The organism is Streptomyces sp. NBC_00316 (genome assembly GCF_036158715.1).
Classification (GTDB): domain Bacteria; phylum Actinomycetota; class Actinomycetes; order Streptomycetales; family Streptomycetaceae; genus Streptomyces.
Map to the genome: position 1 here is coordinate 2,663,064 of NZ_CP108023.1, position 22,940 is coordinate 2,686,003.

The following is a 22,940-nucleotide window of genomic DNA, read 5'->3' on the forward strand; positions in this document are numbered from 1 at the left end:
TGACGCACACGTTCCGCCGCAGGAGAGGTAGGCATCTGATGGGCACGCAGCAGGAGAAGGACGAGCTGTACGCACTCGACATCTCGGGGGCCGAGTGGCTGAGTGCGCCCGGTACGCAGGACGCCGAGGAGCGGGTCGAGATCGCGCATCTGCCGGGCGGGGCCGTGGCGATGCGGTCCTCGCTGGATCCGGAAACGGTGCTGCGGTACACGGAGGCGGAGTGGCGGGCGTTCGTACTCGGCGCACGGGACGGCGAGTTCGACCTCACCTGAGGGCTGTCGCGTCATCCCTGGTGGATCAGCGCGCGGCGTCAGATGTGGTGCATCGCAAGGCGGAGAAGCGTCCTCATACTGGGCGCATTCGGGCGTTCCGGCAACGCAGCGAGGTGCCGCAGCTGACGTCGTGCGCCCGCCAGGGATGACGGGACAGCCCTTGGGACGCTGCGCGGACGGCGGAAGGGGCACGCTCCGGCGAGCGTGCCCCTTCCGTGCGTGCGGCGCCGCTGTCCCGCGGTGTGCGACCTGCGGTCCTGTGTTCAGTAGGACTCGGTGAACAGTCGCGAGGCCTTGATGTCCGTGGCGCGGTAGTTGTCCTTGCCGGACTCGATGATCTTCGCGACGTGCTCCAGGCGGTCCCTCATGTGCTCGGCCTTGCCCTTGTACTTGTGCTGGAGGCTCATGTAATTGCCATGCGCCTCGCCGTCCCAGGTGTCGGTGACGACCTTCAGCGCACTGTCCATCTCCTGGAGGTCCTTGATGATGTTCTGCGAGACCACGCGGATCCGGTTCGCGATCTCCTGGACGCTCTCGTACCTGACCTTGGTGTTCGGGTCGTTCCCGGCCATCTGTCTGCTCCTCGGTGCTCAGCTCTGATACGGAAGGGGTGCTGCGGCGGCCTCAGATGCCGTTCAGCCCGGAGGTGTTGCCGGACGGCGCCGGTTCCTTCACGGCGTTGAAGGCCGCGCGGACCTCGTCGTCGTTGGCGTTGCTGAGGTTCTTGGTCTGGCCCACCGCGTTGAGGAGCACATGGAGGAGCCGGCGGATCTGGTCGTGGTCCTCGTTGATCATGATCTGTGCGGATGTGAATCCCGAGGCACCGACGCCCGTCCATCCCTCCGACACCGTCTGAAGGATGTTGGCCAGTTCCCTGGCCTGCTTGGACACCTGCTCCGAGGTCTCGACGATCTTGTTCTTCGCCTGGACGATCGGATCGTCGGCGAGTCCGAAACCGCCTGCGGGGTTGTTCATCCGGAGGTCCTATCTCTCGGTTCCCGGTCCTGTCCGCCCATCGCGGCCAGGCTTGCTGCCTGCCCCCTGCGCTCCGGTCGCGGAGTCGGGGACGGGCGGGGACGGGGACGGGCGCGGCGGTGTTCCCACGCTCCGGAATCGGATGCAACCACTTCTCGTTCCCCCGTCACACACGTGAAGTCCCGTCCCACCCTAGCCACTTCGACATCTCTCCCCAACTGCGCTTTGTGGGCGGTGATCCGCTTCACCGGTCCGTGCCCTCACCGCAAACCCCGTCGGCGCCGCAGGTCGCGGGCGACCGTCGCCGTACCGGCCACCACGGCGATCAGTACGGCCGCCAGGGCCAGCGCGTAGGTTGCGTACCGCTCGCTGCGCTGCTGGGCGGTCTCGGACAACGACAGATGCGCGGGCTCGGGGGCCTGGGCCCTGGGCGGGGCGGGGTCGGGGTGCGGAGCGTCCTGCGGGGTGTCGTCGCCGGAGAGCGCGCGGACCGGGTCGACGACGCCCCAGCCGACGAAGTCGTCGTGGCCGGTGACGGACCGTTCGGCGGTCTGCTCGATCCGGGCGACGATCTGGGGCGCGGTCCATTCCGGGTACTTGGCCCGCATCAGGGCGGCGACCCCGGAGACGTACGGTGCGGAGAAGCTGGTGCCGTTGTCGGTGCACTGGCCGTTGCCCGGGACCGTGGAGACGATGTCGACGCCCGGTGCGGCGACACCGACGAACGTACCGGCCTGGGAGAACGGGGCGCGTTCGTTGTTGCGGTCCGACGACGCGACGGCGAGGACGCCGTCGAAGGCGGCCGGATAGGTGTTCTTCAGCCTGCCGTCCGTGCCGTCGTTGCCCGCGGAGGCGACGACGACGATGTCCTTGGCGAGCGCCCTGGCCACCGCCCTGCCCAGCGTGGACTCCGGGGTCAGCGCCTTCGTCGTGTCCTGCGAGATGTTGATGACCCGGGCGCCCGCTGCGATCGCGTGGTCGATCGCCGCGGCCATCGTGGTGTCCTTGCCGCTGTTCTTCTCGTCGTTCTGGCGGATCGGGATGATCGTGGCCTCGGGAGCCAGGCCGACGAATCCGGTTCCCGTGCGGGGGCGGGCGGCGATGATGCCGGCGACCTTGGTGCCGTGCCCGACCTCGTCGACGGTGCCGTCGCTCCGGCCGCCCTCGAGGTAGTCGGCTCCCGCGGAGGCGTCGACGGCCTGCCTGAGCTGCGGGTTGGTGTTGTCGACTCCGGTGTCGATGACCGCGACGCGGACGCCCTTGCCCCTGGTGCCCTGCCACAGTTCGTCGAGCAGGACCCGCTGCAGCGACCAGGGACGGCCCTCGAACTGCTTCTTCATCGGGAAGGTGCATTCGCCGCTGCCGTCCAGCCCGGGGCCGCTGCGATCGGCGGGGCCCTGATCGGCGTGCGCGGCCTGGGGCGCCGCGAGCGCGGTCAGCGCCGCAGTGGCCGCCGCTGCCAGCAGAGCCGTCTTGCGGTACAACATCTGTTTCTCTCCCCCGAGTTCTACGAACCCTGCATGGGCGTCCTGGTCACGAGCCCTGGGGCTGGCGGGCGCTGTTGGTGTCGAGCCGAGGCCCCTTGGACAGGAACTCGGACCATTCGATCGGCACGAGAGCGGGCGTCACCTTCTCGTATCCCAGCCTGATCTGCGCCTGGCTGGGCTCGGGGCGGCCGTCCGTCCCGTTCTGCCCGCCGCCGGCGCCGATGTCGGAGTGCTGGGCGTCGCTGTCGCCGTTCGCCTGAACCGCGTACCGCAGTCCGGTGTCCGTCACCAGGAAGAGTGAGCCGTCGGGGCGCGTCTGCCGACCCCGGACCTGGGTGTAGAGGAGGCCGCTGCCGGGGGTGACGTACGTGCTGGTGCCGTCTGTGCCGACGGAGGCGGGGTACGCGGTGCCCGCCCACGTGCTCAGCGTCGTACGGCCCGTGCCGTCGACCTTGCGCAGCACACTGCAGACGGTGTCGCGATCGCCGGCCGCGCCGGTGGCGGTGTTCACCTGGCCGGTCCTGCGTACGGGCCAGTGCGCGGCCTGCCCCGTGAAGGGCGCGGGGTCGGGGACGAAGTCCTGGAGGCCGACGGCGCGCGCCTCGCTGTCCAGGTTGAGCTGCGCTGTCTGCGGGGAGTTGATCAGCAGCCAGGCGGTGAACTCGGATACCGGCTGCACCCTGCCGTCGAGGACCACGTAGTGCGTGGTGCCTTCGCCGTTCCTGGTCCGCAGGACCATGCCGACCCTGTTCTCCTCGGTGGACAGCTGCCCCTGGATGTGCGCGGCCGCGCTGACGGTGCCGGGGATCTGCGGGAAGCGGATCGGGTCGCCGTCGTGCAGGGTGGCCAGCCAGTCGTCGGTGACGGACTGCGGCTGCCGGCTGCCGACGAGGGCACTGGTGAGGTGGCCGTTGTCGGCGGCGGTCTCGTCGATGCGGTACTTCGTGCCGCTCGCGTCGACGAGGTAGCGGGCTCCGGTCTGGCCCTTGACGTAGAGGACCTGGCCGCCGGTGAGCCTTCTGCCGCCGTCGGTCAGCCTGTTGTCGCGTTCGGCGAAGAGGAAGGCCGCCTTCTGCACGGTGTTGCCCTTGCCACCGGGCTGTTCGCATACCGCCCACCGCTTGGCCGTGCCGGCGTCGTCCGCCTCGGGCAGCCGGTCGGGGGCGTACGGGATGCCGAGGACCGGTCCGCGCGGCGGCTTGCCCGCGTCGAGGATCTCGTCGGGGACCTGGATGACGCCGTACTGCTGCGGGGTGAGGAGCAGCCTGGCGGAGGCGAGGTTCAGCACGGGATGCAGCAGGGTCTTCTTCTTCCTGCCCGTGCCGGTGGTCAGCACCACATAGCGGGTGGTGGACTGCTTGCCGACGATCACCTTGGTGAACGGCTTGTCCCAGTCCTTGGGCGCGGTGGGCCTGAACATGCCGTAGGCACCGAAGCCGGCGAGGATCAGCGCCCCGGCCACCATGCTCGGGAGGACGGCGCGCAGCGGACGCGGGGCGCCCTCCTCGGTACCGGAGGGCGAGGGTTGGAGGAATGCCGCCACCGTGCGTTTCTTCGCAAAGGTGTACGCGTTGAGTTCATCCCGCCGTGATGCCATGAGTCTGTCTGTCTCCCGTGTCTCCCCGCGCGGCACAGGAGTTCGCGTCCCCGCCCCCCGTACCTGACCCCGGATGCCGGACCTCGGTGCCGGACCGGCCCCTACTATGCCTGCTGACCACGGGTGGCTGCGGGGCGGGTACGCTGATCCGGCCGCCGAAGTCCCCGGCGGAGCAGGGGTGATCGGGTCGAAACGGGGGCCTTATGAACGGGGGAATGCCGGAATGATGTCTTCCGCGACGCGGACACGTCCGGCCGGGAACGCACCGCCCTCCCCGGCTCCCCCACCCGGCGGACCGACCCCCTCCGCCGCCGCCTCCCGCGGCCCGGCCGGCGGCTCCTCCCGTCTCGGGGGGCAGGCCGCTCCGCGGCCGAACGGACGGCCGGGGCGCATCGGTTCGTTCCGATTGCAACAACTCGTGCTGATCGAGATCGCCGCTGCACTGCTTCTCGCGGCCTGGGTGACCGACCCGCTGCTGCTGGTGCCGGCCGGCGCGGTCGCGGCGTTGCTGGTGCTGCTCGCCGTCCTGCGCAGGCACCGCCGCTCGCTGCCGGAGTGGCTGGGCACCGTCGTCGCGCTGCGTGCGCGCACCCGGAGGGCCGCGTCGACGGTCCTGCCCACGGGTACGGAGCCGGGGATCGCGCCCGCCGTCGAATGCGATCCGGCGCTGCGCACGTACTCGTTCAGCGATCGCGACCGGTGGCCGGTCGGGATGATCGGCGACGGCACGTTCCTCACGGCCGTCCTGCAGATCGAGTCGGACGCGACGGCGCTGCGGCAGGACCGGTCCGCGCAGCCGCTGCCCCTGACGCTGGTACGGGACGTGCTCGATGTCGACGGCATCCGTCTCGAGTCGGCACAGATCGTGCAGCACACACAGCCCGCGCCCGCCCCGCACCTGCCCCCGCAGTCCGTCGCCGCCCGCAACTACGCGCCGCTGCAGGCCCGGACGGGATCGCCCGCCGTCCGGATCACCTGGATCGCACTCAAGCTGGACCCGGAGCTCTGCCCGGAGGCCGTGCAGGCGCGCGGGGGCGGGATCGCGGGGGCGCAGAAGTGTCTCGTACGCACGGCGGACCAGCTGGCCAGCAGACTCACCGGGGCCGGGTTCCGTGCGACGGTGCTGACCGAGCAGGAGCTGACGTCCGCGGTCGCGACCTCGGCCTGCGTCAGCCCGTCGGCCATGGAGCAGGCGGGCCGGGCCCTCACGCCGGTGCGGCGCACCGAGGAGACCGCACGGACCTGGCGCTGCGACGACCGGCGGCACACCACCTACCGGGTGGCGCGCTGGCCGCAGTTCGGCGCGGCGGGGAACGGTGGCGGGGCTTCGATGCCGCAGCTGGTCGCGCTGCTCACCTCGCTCCCGGCGCTCGCCACGACCTTCAGCCTGACGCTGGGGCTCGCCGACCGGCAGGAGGTCTCGATCGCCGGCCATGTCCGGATAACGGGACGCAGCGACGAGGAACTGCTTGCCGCGCGACACGAGTTGGAGCGCACCGCACGTGGTGTGCGGACATCGCTGGTGCGGCTCGACCGTGAGCAGTTGCCCGGTGTGCTCGCCACGCTGCCGCTGGGGGGTACCCGCTGATGTCCCTGACCACCAGCGCCCGCGCCCGGCTGGGCTTCGGGCTGATCGGACCGCGACACGGCCGGCACACGGTCTCCGTCGAGCAGCTCGCCTCGATGGCCCTGCCGGTCGGCGACGACGGCACGGTGATCGGTGTGGACGCCGCGGGACGGACCGCCGTGCTCGGTCTCAACCGGCCCACGCCGTACGACGTCACGCTCATCGGCGGACTGTGGACGGCTCAGGTGCTGGCCCTGCGAGCGGCCGCGACCGGCGCCCGGATCGTCGTGGAGACCGGCCGCGCCCACGCGTGGACGGCACTTGCGCAGGCGGCGGGAGGCGGCCAGCCGTGCATGTCGCTGCACGACGTGGGGCGGGTGCCACCGCAGGGTGCGTCGGCCGGAAGTCCGGTCGTCGTGGTGCGGGACTGCGGGATGCGGCCGCCACGCGGGCGCGTGGTGTCGGGGCCGTGGCAGTCGGTGGTGACGCTGTTGCCGTATCTGAGTCCGGCGGCGCCCGGGTTGATGAAGAAGGCGTCCCTGGTGGGGATCCAGCGGGTATCTCCTGACGAAGCCGCACAGATCGGGCGCATCATGCATCTGTCGGCGGCCGAGACGCAGTCGCTGTCGACGCTGTCGGACGGAGTTACGCTCTGGGGCACGGAACGGGACCGGCAGTTCGTGATGACACAGGCGACCGACGCGGAGAGCGGGCTGCTGGGGGCCGCGCGCCGGATGGACTGACCGCTCGCATGGGCGCGGTGGACCGGCCGCCGGCGAAGCGTGGGGATTGTTCAGATATTCATAGGCAGATGTGCACGTTTGACCACTTTACCCTTCACTCCCTGCCGCACTCGGTTCACTTGAGGGCGGTGCGTGACGTACGGGACAGCTCTTGCGATGCCCTGCGGCCTGCCGGAGGGGGGCCGATGGCGATTAGGGTGGGAGTGGGCGCAGCAGACGAACCTGCGGGCAGGCGGTGCGCGTCCGAAGGGGGAGAGCCGGGCGGTTCGGAATACGGGAACGGTCGCCCCCACCCAATACGGCACAAGGGTGCTCGACCACACCAGGAGGCAAAGTGAACGGCGATCGGGACGAAATCCGAGGGGGCTGGAGCAGGCCCGTCGACGAGTCGTCCGACGCGGAGCCCGCCGAGATGACGGGTGAGTTCACCATCGACTACACCCCGCCTGCCTGGTACACCCAGAACGCGTCGGGGGACTCGTCGGGCGGGGCCGGAACACACCTGGCGCCGCCTCCGCCGCCCAGCGGTGCGCCCATGTCCGTGCCCGGGCTGCCGGCCGGGGGCGGCTTCGAGCCCACCTGGACGCCGGCGCCGCCGGTGGAGCCGATGGCTGTTGCCTCCGCCGCCGACTCGTCTCCCTCCCCCGCGCAGGGGGAGGGCACGGCAAGCGGTGCGCCGGAGCCGTTCGGGGGCGGCGATCTGGAGAGCGGCGCGACCATGCGGTTCTCGCCGGCCGCGCTGAAGCGGGAGATCGCGGAGCGCGAGGCCGCGGTCGCGGAGGCTGCGGACGCGGTCGCGGCCGCTGCTGCCGGGGCGGCCGCGGACGGCGGCAGCGAAGCTTCCGGTTCCGCGCAGAGCGGTGCCACGGGCACGGACGAGACGGCCGGATCCGACGCCGTACAGCCCTCCGACGGGACGGCCGACGACGACGGCACGGATTCCGTCGGCGATGCGCCCACGGATTCCGTTGCGGACGAGGCTCCGGCCGGCGCGGACGAGCCTGCCGCCGCCGCGCCCTCGGACGCCGTGCCGGATACGGTGCCGCAGGACGCCCCGCTGCCGGCCGTGCCGGCCCCCTGGACCCCGGCGCCGCCCGCGCCGGGTGGACTGCCGCCGCTGCCGCCCGCCTTCCAGCCCGCCGCACCGCAGCCCCACGCGCCCCAGCCCCACGCGCCCCAGCCGGCGCCGCAGTGGCCGGCGACGGGCCCGACGCACGCGCCGGCTCCGGCGAACCAGACGCCCGGTGGTTACGGATTCCCGAACGCCGCGCAGCCACCTCAGGCACCCCAGTTCCCGCAGTCGCCTCAGCTGCCCGCGCAACAGGGCGCCCCTGCGCCGCAGAGCGGTTACGGATTCCCGCAGCAGCAGCCTGCACCCGCCCAGGGCGCACCGCTGCCTCCGCACGTCCCGCAGCAGCCCGCTCCCCCCGCGCCTTCGGTGCAGGCCCAGGGCGGCTACGGGTTCCCGCAGCCGCCCCAGCCGCCGCAGGCAGCGCAGTGGCCCGCACAGCAGGGCGGCCCGCAGGCAGCCCTGCCGCCGGTCCAGGGCGCGCCCCACCTGCCCGCGCCGGCCGGCCCTCAGCCCCCCGCCCACCAGCAACAGCCCCAGCCGCAGCCGGGAGCGCCCGTCGACCCGCGCACCGGCGCGGCCTGGCCCACGCCGGTCACCCATGACCAGCGCGAGCGTTCCGTACCGGGCGCGCCGCTGGGCTACACGGCGGCCGTGGAGCTGTCCTCCGACCGTCTGGTTCGGGGCAAGCAGAAGGCCAAGAGCAGCCGTACCCCGTCCGCCGCAGCCCGTTTCAAGCTCGGCGGCAAGAAGGAGGAGGTCGAGCGGCAGCGCAAGCTCGACCTGATCCGCACGCCCGTGCTGTCCTGCTACCGGATCGCGGTCATCAGCCTCAAGGGCGGTGTCGGCAAGACCACGACGACCACCGCGCTCGGCGCGACCCTGGCCACCGAGCGCCAGGACAAGATCCTCGCCATCGACGCCAACCCGGACGCCGGTACGCTCGGCCGCCGCGTGCGCCGCGAGACCGGGGCCACCATCCGTGACCTGGTCCAGGCGATCCCGTACCTCAACTCGTACATGGACATCCGCCGTTTCACCTCGCAGGCGCCCTCCGGTCTGGAGATCATCGCCAACGACGTGGATCCGGCGGTCTCGACGACGTTCAACGACGAGGACTACCGGCGCGCGATCGACGTTCTCGGCAAGCAGTACCCGATCATCCTCACCGACTCGGGTACCGGTCTGCTGTACAGCGCGATGCGCGGAGTGCTGGACCTCGCCGACCAGTTGATCATCATCTCGACGCCGTCGGTCGACGGCGCCTCCAGCGCCTCCACCACACTGGACTGGCTGTCGGCGCACGGGTATGCGGAGCTGGTGCAGCGCTCCCTCACCGTCATCTCCGGGGTCCGCGAGACCGGCAAGATGATCAAGGTCGATGACATCGTGCAGCACTTCGAGACGCGCTGCCGGGGCGTGATCGTCGTACCGTTCGACGAGCATCTGTCGGCCGGTGCCGAGGTCGACCTCGACATGATGCGTCCGAAGACGCGTGAGGCGTACTTCAACCTCTCCGCGATGGTCGCCGAGGACTTCGCGCGCGCCCAGCAGCAGCAGGGGCTGTGGACGTCCGACGGCAACAACCCGCCGCCGCAGTTCGCCCCGCCGATGCCCGGTCAGCAGATGCCGGGTCAGCAGATGCCGGGTCAGCAGCCGTACGTACCGCGGCAGCCCGGCCAGCCGTACCCGCCCCAGCAGCCGTATCCGCCGCACCCCGGCCCCGGCGTACAGCCGAACGGATGGCAGCAGTCCCTGCCCTCCCAGGCCCAGTCCGCCGCCAGCCCGGCCGGACCGCCCCCGCCGCAGCACGGCGGTCCGCCGGTTCAGGCCGGCCGCCAGGACCACCCCGAACTGCAGGGCCCCGTCCCGCCCGCGGGCTGGCAACAGCACCCTCCGCAGCCGCCGTCAGCGCCTCAGCAGTAAGGCACCAGAGGCCTGAACCAATGAGGGCCCGCACCGTCCCCACGGTGCGGGCCCTCATTGCATTCGCGCAGACCACACGCCGTTTGGGGCACCGTTGACGCGGCTCGGCACCGCTGGTAGACCTTCGCATCACCAGCTGGCGAACCCGAGATCAACCGCCTTCTCCGTGCGAGTCATGACGCGAGGTCCCTCCACATGGTCACAAGATTCCTGCCATCCTCCGCTCTGCCACGCCCACGTTTGCGTACCCTCCTGGCCTCCAGTGCGGCGGCCCTTGCGCTGGCAGCCGGATCGATCGTCCCGGGGATGCTCCCCGGCGCCGCCCCGCAGCAGGCGCAGGCCGCAGACGGCGGCAGCACGACGCTGACCGTCGCGGTCGCACAGAGCATCGACTCCCTCAGCCCGTTCCTCGCTCAGCGACTGCTCAGCACCAGCGTCCACCGGCTCATGTACGACTACCTCACCAACTACGACGCCAAGGACAACCACACGGTCCCCGGCCTCGCCACCAAGTGGGAGCCGTCCGCGGACAAGTTGACGTGGACGTACACCATCCGGCCCAACTCCACATGGTCGGACGGGCAGCAGGCCACCGCCGAGGACGCGGCATGGACCTTCAACAAGATGATGACCGACGAGGGCGCCGCCACGGCCAATGGCAGCTTCGTCGCGAACTTCAAGAAGGTGACGGCTCCCAGTCCGGACAAGCTGGTCATAGAGCTGAAACAGCCTCAGGCCACCATGGCCGCGCTCGATGTGCCGATCGTCCCGAAGCACGTCTGGGAGAAGGTCGGTGACTTCTCCAAGTTCAACAACGACACGAAGTTCCCGATCGTGGGCAACGGGCCGTTCGTCCTGACCGACTACAAGGTCGACCAGTACGTGAAGCTCAAGGCCAACAAGAAATTCTGGCGGGGCGCGTCGAAGTTCGACGAGCTCGTCTTCAAGACGTACAAGGACCAGGACGCCGCGGTCGCCGCCCTGCGCAAGGGCGAGGTCTCGTTCGTCGCGGGCTCCCCCGCGCTGACGCCCGCTCAGGCCACGTCCCTCAAGGGCGACAAGAACATCAAGGTCAACGAGGGTCCGGGCCGCCGCTTCCTCGCGCTGGCCACCAACCCGGGCGCGCAGACCAAGGACGGCAAGAAGTTCGGCGACGGCAGCAAGGCCCTGCTCGACCAGAAGGTCCGCCAGGCGCTCTTCCTGTCGATCGACCGCGCGACCATCATCGACAAGGTCTTCCGGGGCCACGCCGTCGAGGGTCAGGGCTACATTCCGCCGCGGTTCTCGGACTACTTCTGGCAGCCGTCGGACAGTCAGAAGCTGGCGTACGACCCCGACCGGGCGGCCGAGCTCCTCGACCAGGCGGGGTACACGCTCAAGGGTGACAGGCGCGTCGGCAAGGACGGCAAGCCGCTCGACCTGCGCATCCTGTGCCACGCCACGGACCCGAACGACAAGGCGATCGGCAAGTACCTCAAGGAGTGGTGGGGCAAACTCGGCATCGGCCTCAAGGTCGACTGCCGCGACGACGTCTCCGTGCCCTGGTACGCCGGTGAGTACGACCTCGCCTTCGATGGCTGGTCCGTGAACCCGGACCCGGACTTCGTGCTCGGCATCCACACGTGCGCCGCGCTGCCCGCCAAGGCCAAGGACAGCGCGGCCACGGACAACTTCATCTGCGACAAGACGTACGACGCGCTGTACAAGAAGCAGCTCGCCGAGTACGACCCCGCCAAACGGGCGGACATCGTCAAGCAGATGGAGTCGTGGATGTACGACTCCGGGTACATGAACATCCTCGCGTACCCGAACGCGGTCGAGGCGTACCGCACCGACCAGATCCAGTCGATCACTACGATGCCCGAGGCCGCCGGCAACATCTACGGGCAGGACGGGTACTGGAGCTGGTGGTCGGCCGTTCCGGTGGCCGACGGCAAGAACGGTTCGGCGAGCGACAGCGGCGGCAGCTCCACCGGTGTCGTCATCGGCATCGTCGTGGCGGTCGTGGTGGTCGCCGGTGGCGGGTTCTTCCTGGCGAGGCGCCGCCGCAGCACGGCGGAGGAGCGCGAATAATCACGCGAACGGGATGGGAGGGACCGGCAACGGTGCGTGGCACGCCATCGCGCCCCTTGCCGGGCCCTCCAGGTGCAGTACGAGCAACGAGAGTTCCTCATGACAGCTGACAGCACTCCGGTGCTCGCGCAGACTCCGGATGCGGACACCGACGGGCCTGCTCCGGCCGCGTCGGCAGCCGCCGACGGCACACGGGCACGCACCGCCAAGGTCTATCTCCAATACGTGGCGGCCAAGATCGCGGGAGCGGCCGTCTCGCTGTTCGCCGTTCTGGTCACCAGCTTCTTCCTCTTCCGGCTCATCCCCAGCGACCCCGTGAAGCAGATGACCGGCGGCCGCCCCGTCTCCGCCGAGCAGCTGGAGTCGCTCCGTCACCAGTTCGGCCTCGACCAGCCGCTCTGGAAGCAGTTCACCGGTTACGTGGGTGACGCGCTGACCGGGGACTTCGGTACCTCGTACCAGTTCCACGCCCCCGTCATCGACAAGATCACCGCGGCTCTGCCGGCGACGCTGCTGCTCACCGGCACGGCGTACGTCCTGTACACGGCGCTCGGCATCTGGCTGGGCACCCGTACCGCCTGGCGCAACGGCTCCCGCAGCGACCGCTTCAACACGGCGTTCGCGCTGACGCTCTACTCGGTGCCGTCGTTCTGGCTGGGTCTGCTCCTCATCATCGTCCTCTCGGTGGGCATCGGCCCGATCCCCGGCATGTTCCCGACGGGCGGTCTGGAGTCGGGCGGCGAGACGGGGCTCGCATACGTCCTCGATGTCGCCCATCACCTCGTCCTGCCGGTGATCACGCTCGTCGCGGTCGGATACGCGCAGACGCTCCTCGTGATGCGTTCCTCGCTCCTCGACGAGATGGGCAGCGACTATCTGACGACGGCCAGGGCCAAGGGCCTGCGCGACGACGTCGTGCGCCGCAAGCACGCGGTCCCGAACGCGATGCTCCCGACGTTCACGCTGATGTTCGTGAACCTGGGGCATGTCGTGGCGGGGCAGATCCTGGTCGAGACGGTGTTCTCCTGGCCGGGCCTCGGCGGTCTCTTCTACCAGGCACTGAGCGTGCCCGACCTCCCCCTCGTCCAGGGACTGTTCTTCGTCTTCGCCACCGCGGTGATCCTGGCGAACACTCTCGCCGATGTGCTGTATCCGCTGCTCGATCCCCGGGTGGGCCGATGACGACCGAACAACTGTCCGTGCAGAACGACGCGCCCAAGAGCCCGCGCGCACTCGCCCGGGCCCGCAAGCGCCAGTCCCTGGCCCGCTTCTGGCGGGAGTACCGCACGCACCGGGGCGGCCTGTGGGGGCTGGCCGGACTCGTCGTGATCGCACTGATCGCGGTGTTCGCGCCCACGCTCGTCGGCGACGACTCACAGAGCGTCACCGACGCGCCGGGGGGCGCCCTCGAATCGCCCAGCGGTGAATTCCCGCTCGGTACGGACCAGTTCGGGCGCAGCGTTCTTGCCCTCCTGGTCTGGGGGGCGCGCGTCTCCCTCACCGTGGGGCTGCTCGCCGCGTTCCTGTGCGTGGCGATCGGCACGGTCGTCGGAATCGTCGCGGGCCACTTCCCCGGCTGGTACTCGACGGTGCTGATGCGTGTCACCGACTGGTTCCTCGTGATGCCGACCCTGGTCCTCGCGATCGCGCTCGCCACGGTGATGGACCGCTCCATCTGGACGGTCATCCTCGCCATCGGCGTCACGACCTGGCCGACCACCGCCCGGCTCGTGCGCGCCCAGACACTCGCCGTGGAGTCCCGCCCGTACATCGAGCGCGCCCGCGCCCTGGGCGGCAGTCACGGGCACATCATGACCCGCCACGTCCTGCCGAACGTGATGCCGCTGGTGCTCGCGCAGACCACGCTCGCGATCTCCGGCGCGATCCTCACCGAGGCGACGCTCGCCTTCCTCGGCCTCGGCGACCCGACCATCACGTCCTGGGGCGGCATGCTCCAGGACGCGCGTGAGGCGGGCGCCGTGAGCGCGGGCGACTGGTGGTACCTGGCGCCGCCCGGCATCGCCATCGCCGTGGTCGCACTGTCCTTCACACTGTGCGGCCGAGCGATCGAGTCCGTCCTCAATCCCAAGCTGGGGGTGGCCCGTTGAGTACACCGAGCATCCGGAGAGCACCGCTTCTCGAGGTACGCGACCTCTCGGTGACGTACGCCGGCGGAGCCCGGGCGGTCCGCGGCGTGAACCTCACCGTCGAAGCCGGCCAGAAGGTGGGCATCGCCGGGGAGTCGGGGTGCGGCAAGTCGACGCTCGCACTCGCGCTGCTGCGGCTGCTGCCCGCCCGGACGAAGGTCACCGGCGAGATCCTGCTGAACGGCGAGGACGTCCTCACCATGAAGTGGGGGCAGGTCAGGGCCGTGCGCTGGGCGGGCGCCTCGATCGTGTTCCAGGGCGCGATGCACTCGCTCAACGCCGTGCACCGCATCGGGGACCAGATCGCCGAACCGATCCTGCTGCACAAGAAGGCGACACCGGCCGGCGCCAGGAAGAGGGCCGGTGAACTCCTGGAGCAGGTGGGACTGCCGGCCGCGCGCGCCAGCGCGTATCCGCACGAGCTCTCCGGCGGTCAGCGGCAGCGCGTGATGATCGCGATGGCGCTGGCCTGCGACCCGGGCCTGATCATCGCGGACGAGCCGACGACGGCCCTCGATGTGATGATCCAGGCGCAGATCCTGCGGCTCATCGGACAGCTGGTGTCCCACCAGGACCTCGGCCTCGTCATGATCAGCCATGACCTGGCGGTACTGTCGGACACCTGCGACCGGCTCGCCGTGATGTACGCGGGGCGGATCGTGGAGGAGGGCCCCGCCTCCGAGGTCTTCGCGAGCGCGCACCACCCGTACAGCAAGGCCCTGTCGGGCGCCTTCCCGCGGATCGGCGACCGGTCGTCCCGGTTCGCTCCACGCGGGCTGCCGGGTGACCCGCCGGACCCGTCGGCGCTGCCGGCCGGCTGCACGTTCCATCCGCGCTGCCCGGTGGCGCTGGACTCCTGCACCACGCAGGACCAGGAGCTGCGGGACGCCGGAACGGCGCGGCGGGCTGCCTGTGTGCTGGTGGGGCCGGGGGCGGCCGGCGCCCCGCTCCTGCCGGGCGCCGAGGAAGCGAGGAGCACATCATGACCACCACCACTCCCCTGCTCAGCGCCGAGGGACTGAAGGTCACCTTCCCCGGCCGGCGCGGCGCTGCGACGGCGCGCGCGGTGGACGGCGTCGACCTGGACATCCGGCCCGGTGAGATCGTCGCGCTGGTCGGCGAGTCCGGGTGCGGCAAGACGACACTGGCCCGCTCCCTGCTGGGGCTCGTCCCCCCGACGGCCGGGGCGGTCACGTTCGACGGCAAGCCGCTCGACTACGCGGGCCGCGCACTCAAGGCGTACCGCAAGCGTGTGCAGCTGGTGCTCCAGGACCCCAGCGGTTCGCTCAATCCGCGGCACACCGTGTACGACGCGGTGGCGGAGGGTCTGCGGATCCACGGGTACGCGGGGGACGAACGGGCCGCCGTGACGCAGGCCCTGTCGCGGGCGGGGCTGCGGCCCCCCGAGCGGTTCTTCCTGCGCTACCCGCACGAGCTGTCGGGCGGTCAGCGCCAGCGCATCGTGATCGCGGGCGCCCTCGTCCTGGAGCCCGAACTCATCGTGGCCGACGAGCCGGTGGCCTCGCTGGACGCGTCGGTGCGCGGCGAGATCCTGGCCCTGATGCTGCGGCTGCGGAACGAGCTGGGGCTGTCCGCGCTGGTGGTCACGCACGACCTCGGTCTGGCGTGGAACATCGCCGACCGGGTCGCCGTCATGTATCTCGGCCGGATCGTCGAGACGGGCGAGGTCGAGCAGGTCCTCACGGCTCCGCAGCATCCGTACACCCAGGCCCTGCTGTCGGTGCTGCCGGAGGCCGCGGGTGATCCGGTGATCCTCACGGGCGAACCGCCGGACCCGTCCAAGGTGCCGTCCGGCTGCCGGTTCCATGCGCGCTGCCAGATCCTCGCCTCGGGCGAGGCGGAGCGGGCGGGGGTGGCGGACGCGTGCCGCACGAAGGACCTGCCCGTGCTCGCTGGGGGCGGGAAGGCTCAGGTGGCGTGCCACTGGGCGAACGCGGTGGTTGGCTCGCAGCCCTGAGGCGCTGTCCGAGGCCGGCCGGGGTGTCTCCGGCCGGCCTCGGCCTGTGCATGGTGCCTCAGCGCTCAGATACCGAGTGCGGGGCGGTCTTCCGGCCCGGCCGGATGGCCGCCGCGGCCGCCCCGGGATCGGGCGGTGTCCGTTCCGCCGTCTCCAGGGAGCGCTCCAGCTTGCCGAGCAGCCGGCCCAGCTGACGCCGCTCGGCCCCGGTCAGCTCGGCCAGCATCCGCTCCTCGTTGGCGAAGTGCGCGACCGCGACCACTTCGGCGATCTCGATCCCCCGGTCGGTGAGCCGCGCGTGGACGACCCTGCGGTCGCCGGGATCGCGCTCCCGAGTCACCAGACCTGCCTTCTCCAGCCGGTCCAGACGCAGGGTGATACCGCCGGTGGTGACCAGGGATATGTCGGCGAGTTCACCGGCAGTGCACCGGTAGGGCGGCCCTGACCTGCGCAGAGCCGCGAGCACGTCGAAGGACGCCATGTTCAGGTCGAAGCAGTCGAAGAGGTCGGACAACAGTCCCTGGTAGCGCAGGAAACTGCGGTGGAGCCGCCCGAGCACCTCCATCGGGGAGGCGTCGAGAGCGGGCAGCTCCCGCTTCCACTGCTCGAGGATGAGGTCGACCGCGTCGGGACTGCCGGAAGCTCTACGAGTCATGTGCGGTGGGAGCACGGCGGCGGCGCCGGGATCCCGCGCCTCCTTCCGGGAGTCGAGCATGCGGTGCGACGGTGGCTGCCCACGATACAACCGGCGCCCGCCAGCGGACCCTTGTGGCGACTGTCCCCAGATGCTAGAAATCTCAGCATTAGCTATTTCAGTTGCTAGATAACTCTCCGTGGCGACACGGGTAACCCGCCGCTTCGCCGCTCCAGGAGGCACGGTCCGCATGCTCCTGCTCCCCACCGGGATGGTGGCGCCCACCCAGCGCACCCTCCCCGACTTCGCTCTGGAACGTCCCGTGACGGCGGCCGAGGCCGTGGCGGCGGGGGCGGCCCGCGGCGCGGTCTACGCCCAGGGCTGCAGCGATCTCTTCGCACAGTTCCGCGAGGGTCTCGACTGCCGGACCCTCGTGTCGCTGGAGCGCGTGGCCGAGCTCGACGCGGTCGAGTGGGACGGCTCGACACTGGAGATCGGCTCCGCGGTCGATCACCACGCCGGCGCGCACGACGCCCGGGTTCGGGCCGCCCTGCCGGGTCTGGCCGCGGGGTGGGGCAGCATCGCCACCGAGCGGATCCGGCGGCGGGCCACCCTCGGCGGGAATCTGATGGCGCGGCGGACCCGGTACGAGATGCCGGTGATGCTGGGCGCGCTCGGCGCGGAGCTGGACTTCCTGACGACCAACGGCACGGTCACGGTCCCGCCGGCCGCGCTGTGGGACCGGGCGGAGCCGCCGGGCGGGCTGCTGCGGGCGGTCAGGATCACGGACGTACGGCAGGTGTGGTTCGGGTACGAGCGCTCGATGCGCCCGCTGATGACGGTGGCCGCGGCGGTCCGCGCGGGCACCGTCACGATGACGGTGGGGTCCGAGTACACCCGCCCGTACACGGTCGGTGCCCCGCTGGGCACCGACCCGAAGGACCTCGCGGCCATGCTGCCCGAGGCCGTCGGCGACGCGGCAGGGAGCGCCCGTTACCGGCGCCATGTCGCCGCCGTACTGCTCGGCCGGCTGCTGGAGCGCCGCACCACAGGAGAGGGAATCCCCCGATGAACAGCGAAACGGGCAGCGGGCTCACCATCGACTTCGCCGTCGACGGCAGGGCGTGCACCGAGCGGATCGCACCCCGCACCGTCCTGCTCGATCTGCTCCGCGACCGCTATGGCATGACCGGCGTCAAGGCGTCCTGCGAGCGCGGCGTCTGCGGCGCCTGCACCACCCTGATCGACGGCACCCCCACCGCCTCCTGCAGCGTCTTCGCGTTCAGCGTCGACGGACGCACGGTGGAGACCGTCGCGGGACAGGCCGTGGACGGGAAACTGAGCCCGGTGCAGCGCGCCTTCGCCGAGTGCGGCGGGTTCCAGTGCGGCTACTGCACCCCCGGCATGATCATGCTCACCACGGCCCTGCTGCGAGAGGACCCGGAGCCGGACGACGAGACGATCCGTTCCTGGATCTCCTCCAACATCTGCCGCTGCACCGGCTATCAGATGATCATCGACTCGGTACGCAGGGCGGCCGAGCTGATCGCCGCCGAACCTGCCCGTGACACCGAGGATGCCCGATGACCACCTCCCGCATCGGCACCCGTGACCGCCGCACCGACGCGACCCTCAAGGTCACCGGCGCCGCGCAGTACACCGCCGACATCCGGCTCCCCGGCATGCTGCACGCCAAGGTGCTCCGCAGCCCGCACGCGCACGCCCGCCTGGTGTCGGTCGACGCCGCCAAGGCCCGCGCACTGCCGGGTGTGCACGCCGTACTCACCCGCGACGAGCTGGACGGACTCGACCCCACCTACGGCTACTTCATCAAGGACCAGCCGGTCGTCGCCCTGGACCGGGTGCGGTACGCGGGCGATGTGGTGGCGGCCGTGGCCGCCGACTCCGAGGCGGTGGCGCTGCACGCGCTGGAGCTGATCGAGGTGGTGTACGAGCCGCTGCCGGCCGTCCCCGGCATCGAGGCCGCTCTCGCTCCGGACGCCCCGGAGCTGTTCGAGCAGGCGCCGCCCGGCATCGTCCCGCCGTACGGAACGGGCGCCTCCGGCCGGCTCCGGCCGCGGCCCAACGTCTGTTACGAGTTCCGCTACGAGACCGGCCCCGACTCCGCCTGGGACGACTGCGACCACGTCTTCGAGGACTCCTTCGCCTTCTCCCGGATGAACCACTTCCATCTGGAGCCGTTCGTCACGGTCGCGGACGTGCGCGGCGAGGAGATCGAGATCTGGACCTCTACCCAGAACCCGTTCCCGCTGCGCAAGGAGCTGGCGCGGGTGCTGCGCACCCCGGAGAGCCGGATCCATGTCCATGTGCCGTATGTGGGCGGCGGGTTCGGCTCGAAGCACAACTGCAAGACCGAGCCGATCGCCATCCTGCTGTCCCGGGCGGCCCGCCGGCCTGTGCGCTACTGCCTGACGACCGAGGAAGGATTTCTCACGCTCAGCCAGCACGCCGCCGTCCTGAAGGTGCGGACGGGAGTGAAGGCGGACGGCACGTTCGTCGCGCGCGAGAGCGAGGTGCTGCTGGACGCCGGCGCGTACTCCGACGGCAGCCCACTGGTCGCGGAGAAGGCCTGCTACCGGATGCCGGGGCCGTACCGCTGGCAGCACATCCGCTCCTCCTGCTCGTGCGTGATGACGACGACCACACCGGCGGGGCCCTTCCGTGGCTTCGGGGCGACCCAGGCGACCTGGGCGTCCGAGAGCCAGGTCGACATGATCGCCGAGCGGCTCGGGATGGATCCGTACGAGCTGCGCATGAAGAACCTCAAGCGGCTCGGCGAGCCGTTCGTGCCGGGCGAGAGCGGGATCGACAGCGATCTCGCCGAGGGCCTGGACGCGGTCGCCGATGCGCTCGGCTACCACGGGCGCGAGCGGGTACCGAACCGCGGCATGGGTCTGGCCATCGGCTTCAAGGACGGCGGCGGGGTGAACAAGCCCGCACAGGCCCGGGTGAAGATCTCCGCCACCGGCTCGGTCTATGTCAGCTCCGGCACGGTCGAGATCGGCCAGGGCGCCTCCACCGCGCTCTGCCAGGTGGCCGCCGAGGTGCTCGGCACGGACCTCGACCGGGTGCGCTACGCACCGGTGGACACCGATGTCACCCCCTACGACCAGGGCACCAACGCCTCGTCCGGGATGACGGTGATGGGCACCGCGGTGCTCAGGGCGGCCCAGGACGCCAGGTCGAAGGTGCTCGCTTTCGCGGCCGGGCAGCTCGGCTGCGATCCGGCCGAACTGACCTTGCAGGACTGGACGGTGCGGCGCGGGGACGACGCACCGGTTCCGCTGCCGGGTCTGGTGGCGAGGGTCTTCGGCGGTACCGGGTACGAGTTCCACGGCGAGGGTTTCTTCAAGGCGCCGCTCTCCTCCGATGCCCCGCTGGAGTCCCCCTGTCTGTTCTGGGAGATCGGCTGGGCGGGCGCGGAGGTCGAGGTCGACCCGGACACCGGGAAGGTGACGGTCCTGCAGCTGGTGGCGAGCGGCGACGTAGGGCGGGCCGTCAACAAGCTGCTCTGCCGCGGCCAGGACGAGGGCGCCGCCGTGATGGGGCTGGCGCAGGCAATGTTCGAGGAGATGCGGTACGAGGACGGTGTGCTGATCAACGGTGAGGCACTGGAGTACCGGGTGCCGATGGCCGAGGACCTCCCCGCGCGCTTCGTGTCGATCACTCAGGAGCAGGGTCACGGGCCCGGCCCGTTCGGCGCCAAGGGGGCCGGCGAAGGGGCCATGGTCCCGGTCGCGGCGGCCGTCGCCAATGCGGTGCAGGACGCCACCGGCGCCCGGGTGACCACTCTGCCGCTCTCTCCCGAGCGGGTCTTCGACGCGCTGCAGGCACGGCCCCGGGAGCGCGCACAACCGCGCTGACCCGCACCGCCCACACCGGCCCATGGTTCGTCCGCCCTGGGCCGGTGAGCCATGCCCGGACGCACACATCATCAAAATGCCTGTTCAGACAGGGTTCACTTCGTTATGAAATCTAAGTGCTTAGTTATTGACCCCTAAGACACTTCTTCCTAAGGTCACCGCAACTCCTCTGTTCGCGGAAGGATCCCCATGTCAATCGTGGCCACCGGCCCCACCGTGAGCTCCATCTCGGCCAGGCTCGAACGCCTGCCGAGCTCCCGCTGGCACATCAAGGTCCGTACGCTGATCGGCACCGTCACGTTCTTCGAGGCGTTCGACCAGCTGCTGACCGCCTCCGCACTTCCCGTCCTGACCGAACAGTGGAAGCTGAGCACCGGCCAGGGCACGCTGATCGTCACCAGTGGTTCGGTCGGCATGCTGCTCGGTGCCCTCGTCGCAGGCTGGCTCGGCGACCGCATCGGCCGCGTCCGTACCGTCGCACTCGGCGTGGCCGTGACCGCACTGGCCAGCCTCGCCGTCGCCGTCTCGCCCGGCTTCGCCCTGTTCACCGCCTTCCGGTTCATCCAGGGACTCGGCATCGGCGGCGTCGTACCCGTTGCCGCCACGTACATCAACGAGATAGCGCGCGCCGACCACCGCGGCCGGTTCGTGCTGCTGTACGAGCTGATCTTCCCGGCCGGTCTCGCCTCGGCGACCCTCGTCGCCAGCTGGGTGGTACCCAGCTTCGGCTGGCGCGTGATGTTCCTGATCGGCGCCCTGCCGGTGCTGCTGGTGGTCGTACTGCGCCGTCAGGTCCCCGAGTCGCCCCGCTGGCTGCTCTCCCGCGGCCGGGTGGACGAGGCCGAACAGGTCATCGCCCGGATCGAGCAGGACGTCGAGAAGTCCATCGGCGCCCCGCTGCCGGCGGCCGGTCCCGCGACCGCCGTCGAGACGGCCCGCGGCGGCCTGCGCGACCTGTTCACCGGCCGCTATCTGCGGCGCACGGTCGTCGTCTCGGGGCTGTGGTTCGTCGCGTACTACGTCAACCACGGCATCGCGACCTGGCTGCCCTCGCTCTACACCAAGACGTTCGGCCTCGATCTGCGCACCGCGCTGAACTACTCGTTGCTGAGCAATGTGACCGGACTGATCGGCTGTCTCCTCGTCGCCCTGGTCATCGACCGGGTGGGACGCCGGGTCTCGCTCACCGTCGGGCTCGGCGGCGCGGCGGTCGCCCTGCTCTCCCTGGCCGTCTCCGGTGCCACCTCGGGCGGGCAGGTCGCGGTCTGGGCATCGGTCGCGACACTCTTCGTCTTCGCGACCAACGTCAGCCTGTATCTCTACACACCGGAGCTGTACCCGACCCGCAGCCGTGCGCGTGGGGCGTCGTTCGGCGGGGTGTGGAACAGGCTGGGTGTCATCCTCGGGCCGATCGTGGTCGGCGCGATCATCGGGTCGGGCGGCAGCCTGACGACGGTCTTCACCCAGCTGGGCTGCATCGCGGTGGTGGGAGCGGTGATCGCACTGTTCGCGGTTGAGACCAAGGGGAAGACGCTGGAGGAGCTCAACTCCTGAGTCGCACCCGCCTACGGCTCCGGCCGGGACCGCAGTACGCGGTCCCGGCCGGAGCCGTGGGCGGGAGAAGGATCAGCCGCGTTCGTACGCCGCCACCAGCTCGCTCGCCCGCTTCACATCGGCGGCCATCGCCACCAGCAGATCGTCGATCGAGTCGAACTTCTGCATCCCGCGGACGTACGCGAGGAAGTCGACGGAGACATGGAGCCCGTACAGATCAAGACCCACGCGGTCGATGGCGTACGCCTCCACCGTCCGCTCCGTGCCGTCGAACTGCGGGTTCGTGCCGACCGAGATCGCAGCGGGCATCGCCTCACCGCTCGCGTTCAGCCAGCCCGCGTACACGCCGTCGGCGGGGATCGCGGTGTGCGGCAGCGTCTCCACGTTCGCCGTCGGGAAGCCCAGATCGCGGCCGCGCTGTGCGCCTCGGACCACGATGCCCTCCACACGGTGCGGGCGGCCGAGGATCTCGGCGGCACCCGCCACATCGCCCTCGGCGACGAGCCGGCGGGTCAGGGTGGACGAGAACGGCTCGCCGCCGCCCGCCTCTCCGGTCACATACAGGTCGATGACCTCGACGCCGTAGTCGTAGGTCGCGCCGAACTCCCTGAGCAGCTGCACGTTCCCCGCGGCCCGGTGGCCGAACCGGAAATTGGGGCCCTCGATGACGACCTGCGCATGCAACTTGTCGACCAGCACCTTCACGATGAAGTCGGCCGGCGCCAGCTTCGAGAACTCGGTCGTGAACGGCAGGATCAGCAGCGCGTCCACACCCAGCTCGGCCATCAGCTCGGCACGCCGGTGGTGCGGGGCCAGCAGCGGCGGGTGGCTGCCGGGCCGCACGACCTCGCTGGGGTGCGGGTCGAAGGTCACGACGACCGACGGCACGCCCAGCTCACGCGCGCGCTCCACGGCCCTGCCGATGATCAGCTGGTGCCCGCGGTGCACCCCGTCGTAGGAGCCGATGGTGACGACGCTGCGTCCCCAGTCCTGGGGGATGTCCTCCAAGCCACGCCAGCGCTGCACTGTGACCG

19 protein-coding genes are annotated in these 22,940 nt (G+C 70.7%); 13 read left to right on the forward strand and 6 right to left on the reverse strand.

Annotated features, from left to right (window positions below):
- The first annotated feature begins 38 nt into the window (after positions 1-38).
- Positions 39-272 carry a DUF397 domain-containing protein gene (locus OG878_RS11715; RefSeq protein WP_328886730.1) on the forward strand — a complete coding sequence of 78 codons (234 nt, stop codon included), beginning with the start codon at positions 39-41 and terminating at the stop codon, positions 270-272.
- Between the two features lie 263 nt (positions 273-535).
- On the opposite strand, the gene OG878_RS11720 is transcribed toward OG878_RS11715, so the two are convergent.
- The 4 genes from OG878_RS11720 to eccB all read right to left on the reverse strand — a co-directional run bounded on the left by OG878_RS11720 (position 536) and on the right by eccB (position 4,331).
- Positions 536-844, reverse strand: a complete 309-nt coding sequence (locus tag OG878_RS11720) for a WXG100 family type VII secretion target (RefSeq protein WP_328886731.1) — start codon at positions 842-844, stop codon at positions 536-538.
- A gap of 52 nt (positions 845-896) precedes the next feature.
- Entirely contained in the window at positions 897-1,247 is a 351-nt protein-coding gene (locus OG878_RS11725) for a WXG100 family type VII secretion target (protein WP_328886732.1), read from the reverse strand.
- 260 nt (positions 1,248-1,507) lie between these two features.
- Positions 1,508-2,734: a type VII secretion-associated serine protease mycosin gene (gene mycP / locus OG878_RS11730; RefSeq protein ID WP_328886733.1), complete on the reverse strand. Its 1,227-nt coding sequence runs from the start codon at positions 2,732-2,734 to the stop codon at positions 1,508-1,510.
- A gap of 46 nt (positions 2,735-2,780) precedes the next feature.
- The gene (gene eccB / locus OG878_RS11735) at positions 2,781-4,331 is read right to left on the reverse strand and encodes a type VII secretion protein EccB (RefSeq protein ID WP_328886734.1); all 1,551 of its coding nucleotides are present in this window, start codon (positions 4,329-4,331) and stop codon (positions 2,781-2,783) included.
- A 226-nt stretch (positions 4,332-4,557) separates the two neighbouring features.
- On the opposite strand from eccB, the gene eccE reads away from it, so the two are divergent.
- From eccE to OG878_RS11775, 8 genes are all read left to right on the forward strand, one after another.
- Complete coding sequence (gene eccE, locus OG878_RS11740) at positions 4,558-5,919, forward strand: type VII secretion protein EccE (RefSeq protein WP_328891211.1); 1,362 nt, start codon at positions 4,558-4,560, stop codon at positions 5,917-5,919.
- Positions 5,919-6,641 carry a hypothetical protein gene (locus OG878_RS11745; RefSeq protein WP_328886735.1) on the forward strand — a complete coding sequence of 241 codons (723 nt, stop codon included), beginning with the start codon at positions 5,919-5,921 and terminating at the stop codon, positions 6,639-6,641. The genes eccE and OG878_RS11745 overlap by 1 nt, the downstream gene beginning before the upstream one ends.
- 334 nt (positions 6,642-6,975) lie before the next feature.
- Entirely contained in the window at positions 6,976-9,636 is a 2,661-nt protein-coding gene (locus OG878_RS11750; protein WP_328886736.1) for an SCO5717 family growth-regulating ATPase, read from the forward strand.
- A 195-nt stretch (positions 9,637-9,831) separates the two neighbouring features.
- Positions 9,832-11,709, forward strand: a complete 1,878-nt coding sequence (locus OG878_RS11755) for an ABC transporter substrate-binding protein (protein ID WP_328886737.1) — start codon at positions 9,832-9,834, stop codon at positions 11,707-11,709.
- Positions 11,710-11,808: 99 nt separating this feature from the next.
- Positions 11,809-12,891 carry an ABC transporter permease gene (locus OG878_RS11760; RefSeq protein WP_328886738.1) on the forward strand — a complete coding sequence of 361 codons (1,083 nt, stop codon included), beginning with the start codon at positions 11,809-11,811 and terminating at the stop codon, positions 12,889-12,891.
- Positions 12,888-13,817 carry an ABC transporter permease gene (locus OG878_RS11765; protein ID WP_328886739.1) on the forward strand — a complete coding sequence of 310 codons (930 nt, stop codon included), beginning with the start codon at positions 12,888-12,890 and terminating at the stop codon, positions 13,815-13,817. The genes OG878_RS11760 and OG878_RS11765 overlap by 4 nt, the downstream gene beginning before the upstream one ends.
- Positions 13,814-14,842, forward strand: a complete 1,029-nt coding sequence (locus OG878_RS11770) for an ABC transporter ATP-binding protein (protein ID WP_328886740.1) — start codon at positions 13,814-13,816, stop codon at positions 14,840-14,842. The genes OG878_RS11765 and OG878_RS11770 overlap by 4 nt, the downstream gene beginning before the upstream one ends.
- Positions 14,839-15,834 (forward strand): ABC transporter ATP-binding protein, encoded by a 996-nt coding sequence (locus OG878_RS11775; RefSeq protein WP_328886741.1) that lies wholly within the window; start codon positions 14,839-14,841, stop codon positions 15,832-15,834. Before OG878_RS11770 ends, OG878_RS11775 begins: the two co-directional genes overlap by 4 nt.
- 58 nt (positions 15,835-15,892) lie before the next feature.
- On the opposite strand, the gene OG878_RS11780 is transcribed toward OG878_RS11775, so the two are convergent.
- Positions 15,893-16,549 carry a MarR family winged helix-turn-helix transcriptional regulator gene (locus OG878_RS11780; protein WP_328886742.1) on the reverse strand — a complete coding sequence of 219 codons (657 nt, stop codon included), beginning with the start codon at positions 16,547-16,549 and terminating at the stop codon, positions 15,893-15,895.
- Positions 16,550-16,718: 169 nt separating this feature from the next.
- On the opposite strand from OG878_RS11780, the gene OG878_RS11785 reads away from it, so the two are divergent.
- From OG878_RS11785 to OG878_RS11800, 4 genes are all read left to right on the forward strand, one after another.
- Entirely contained in the window at positions 16,719-17,540 is an 822-nt protein-coding gene (locus OG878_RS11785) for an FAD binding domain-containing protein (RefSeq protein WP_328886743.1), read from the forward strand.
- Complete coding sequence (locus OG878_RS11790; RefSeq protein WP_328886744.1) at positions 17,537-18,055, forward strand: (2Fe-2S)-binding protein; 519 nt, start codon at positions 17,537-17,539, stop codon at positions 18,053-18,055. Before OG878_RS11785 ends, OG878_RS11790 begins: the two co-directional genes overlap by 4 nt.
- Positions 18,052-20,352, forward strand: a complete 2,301-nt coding sequence (locus tag OG878_RS11795) for a xanthine dehydrogenase family protein molybdopterin-binding subunit (protein WP_328886745.1) — start codon at positions 18,052-18,054, stop codon at positions 20,350-20,352. Before OG878_RS11790 ends, OG878_RS11795 begins: the two co-directional genes overlap by 4 nt.
- Positions 20,353-20,541: 189 nt before the next feature.
- Positions 20,542-21,906 carry an MFS transporter gene (locus tag OG878_RS11800; protein WP_328886746.1) on the forward strand — a complete coding sequence of 455 codons (1,365 nt, stop codon included), beginning with the start codon at positions 20,542-20,544 and terminating at the stop codon, positions 21,904-21,906.
- 72 nt (positions 21,907-21,978) lie between these two features.
- Here the strand turns inward: OG878_RS11800 and OG878_RS11805 are convergent, their stop codons facing one another.
- A complete protein-coding gene (locus OG878_RS11805) occupies positions 21,979-22,932 on the reverse strand; it encodes a bifunctional riboflavin kinase/FAD synthetase (protein ID WP_328886747.1) in 954 nt (317 codons plus the stop codon).
- Positions 22,933-22,940 lie beyond the last annotated feature (8 nt).

Bases quoted from the DNA above. Each gene is read 5' to 3' on its own strand.
- OG878_RS11715 (WP_328886730.1), top strand. From the start codon at position 39: ATGGGCACGCAGCAGGAGAAGGACGAGCTGTACGCACTCGACATCTCG.
- OG878_RS11720 (WP_328886731.1), bottom strand. From the start codon at position 844: ATGGCCGGGAACGACCCGAACACCAAGGTCAGGTACGAGAGCGTCCAG.
- OG878_RS11725 (WP_328886732.1), bottom strand. From the start codon at position 1,247: ATGAACAACCCCGCAGGCGGTTTCGGACTCGCCGACGATCCGATCGTC.
- mycP (WP_328886733.1), bottom strand. From the start codon at position 2,734: ATGTTGTACCGCAAGACGGCTCTGCTGGCAGCGGCGGCCACTGCGGCG.
- eccB (WP_328886734.1), bottom strand. From the start codon at position 4,331: ATGGCATCACGGCGGGATGAACTCAACGCGTACACCTTTGCGAAGAAA.
- eccE (WP_328891211.1), top strand. From the start codon at position 4,558: ATGTCTTCCGCGACGCGGACACGTCCGGCCGGGAACGCACCGCCCTCC.
- OG878_RS11745 (WP_328886735.1), top strand. From the start codon at position 5,919: ATGTCCCTGACCACCAGCGCCCGCGCCCGGCTGGGCTTCGGGCTGATC.
- OG878_RS11755 (WP_328886737.1), top strand. From the start codon at position 9,832: ATGGTCACAAGATTCCTGCCATCCTCCGCTCTGCCACGCCCACGTTTG.
- OG878_RS11760 (WP_328886738.1), top strand. From the start codon at position 11,809: ATGACAGCTGACAGCACTCCGGTGCTCGCGCAGACTCCGGATGCGGAC.
- OG878_RS11765 (WP_328886739.1), top strand. From the start codon at position 12,888: ATGACGACCGAACAACTGTCCGTGCAGAACGACGCGCCCAAGAGCCCG.
- OG878_RS11775 (WP_328886741.1), top strand. From the start codon at position 14,839: ATGACCACCACCACTCCCCTGCTCAGCGCCGAGGGACTGAAGGTCACC.
- OG878_RS11780 (WP_328886742.1), bottom strand. From the start codon at position 16,549: ATGCTCGACTCCCGGAAGGAGGCGCGGGATCCCGGCGCCGCCGCCGTG.
- OG878_RS11785 (WP_328886743.1), top strand. From the start codon at position 16,719: ATGCTCCTGCTCCCCACCGGGATGGTGGCGCCCACCCAGCGCACCCTC.
- OG878_RS11790 (WP_328886744.1), top strand. From the start codon at position 17,537: ATGAACAGCGAAACGGGCAGCGGGCTCACCATCGACTTCGCCGTCGAC.
- OG878_RS11795 (WP_328886745.1), top strand. From the start codon at position 18,052: ATGACCACCTCCCGCATCGGCACCCGTGACCGCCGCACCGACGCGACC.
- OG878_RS11800 (WP_328886746.1), top strand. From the start codon at position 20,542: ATGTCAATCGTGGCCACCGGCCCCACCGTGAGCTCCATCTCGGCCAGG.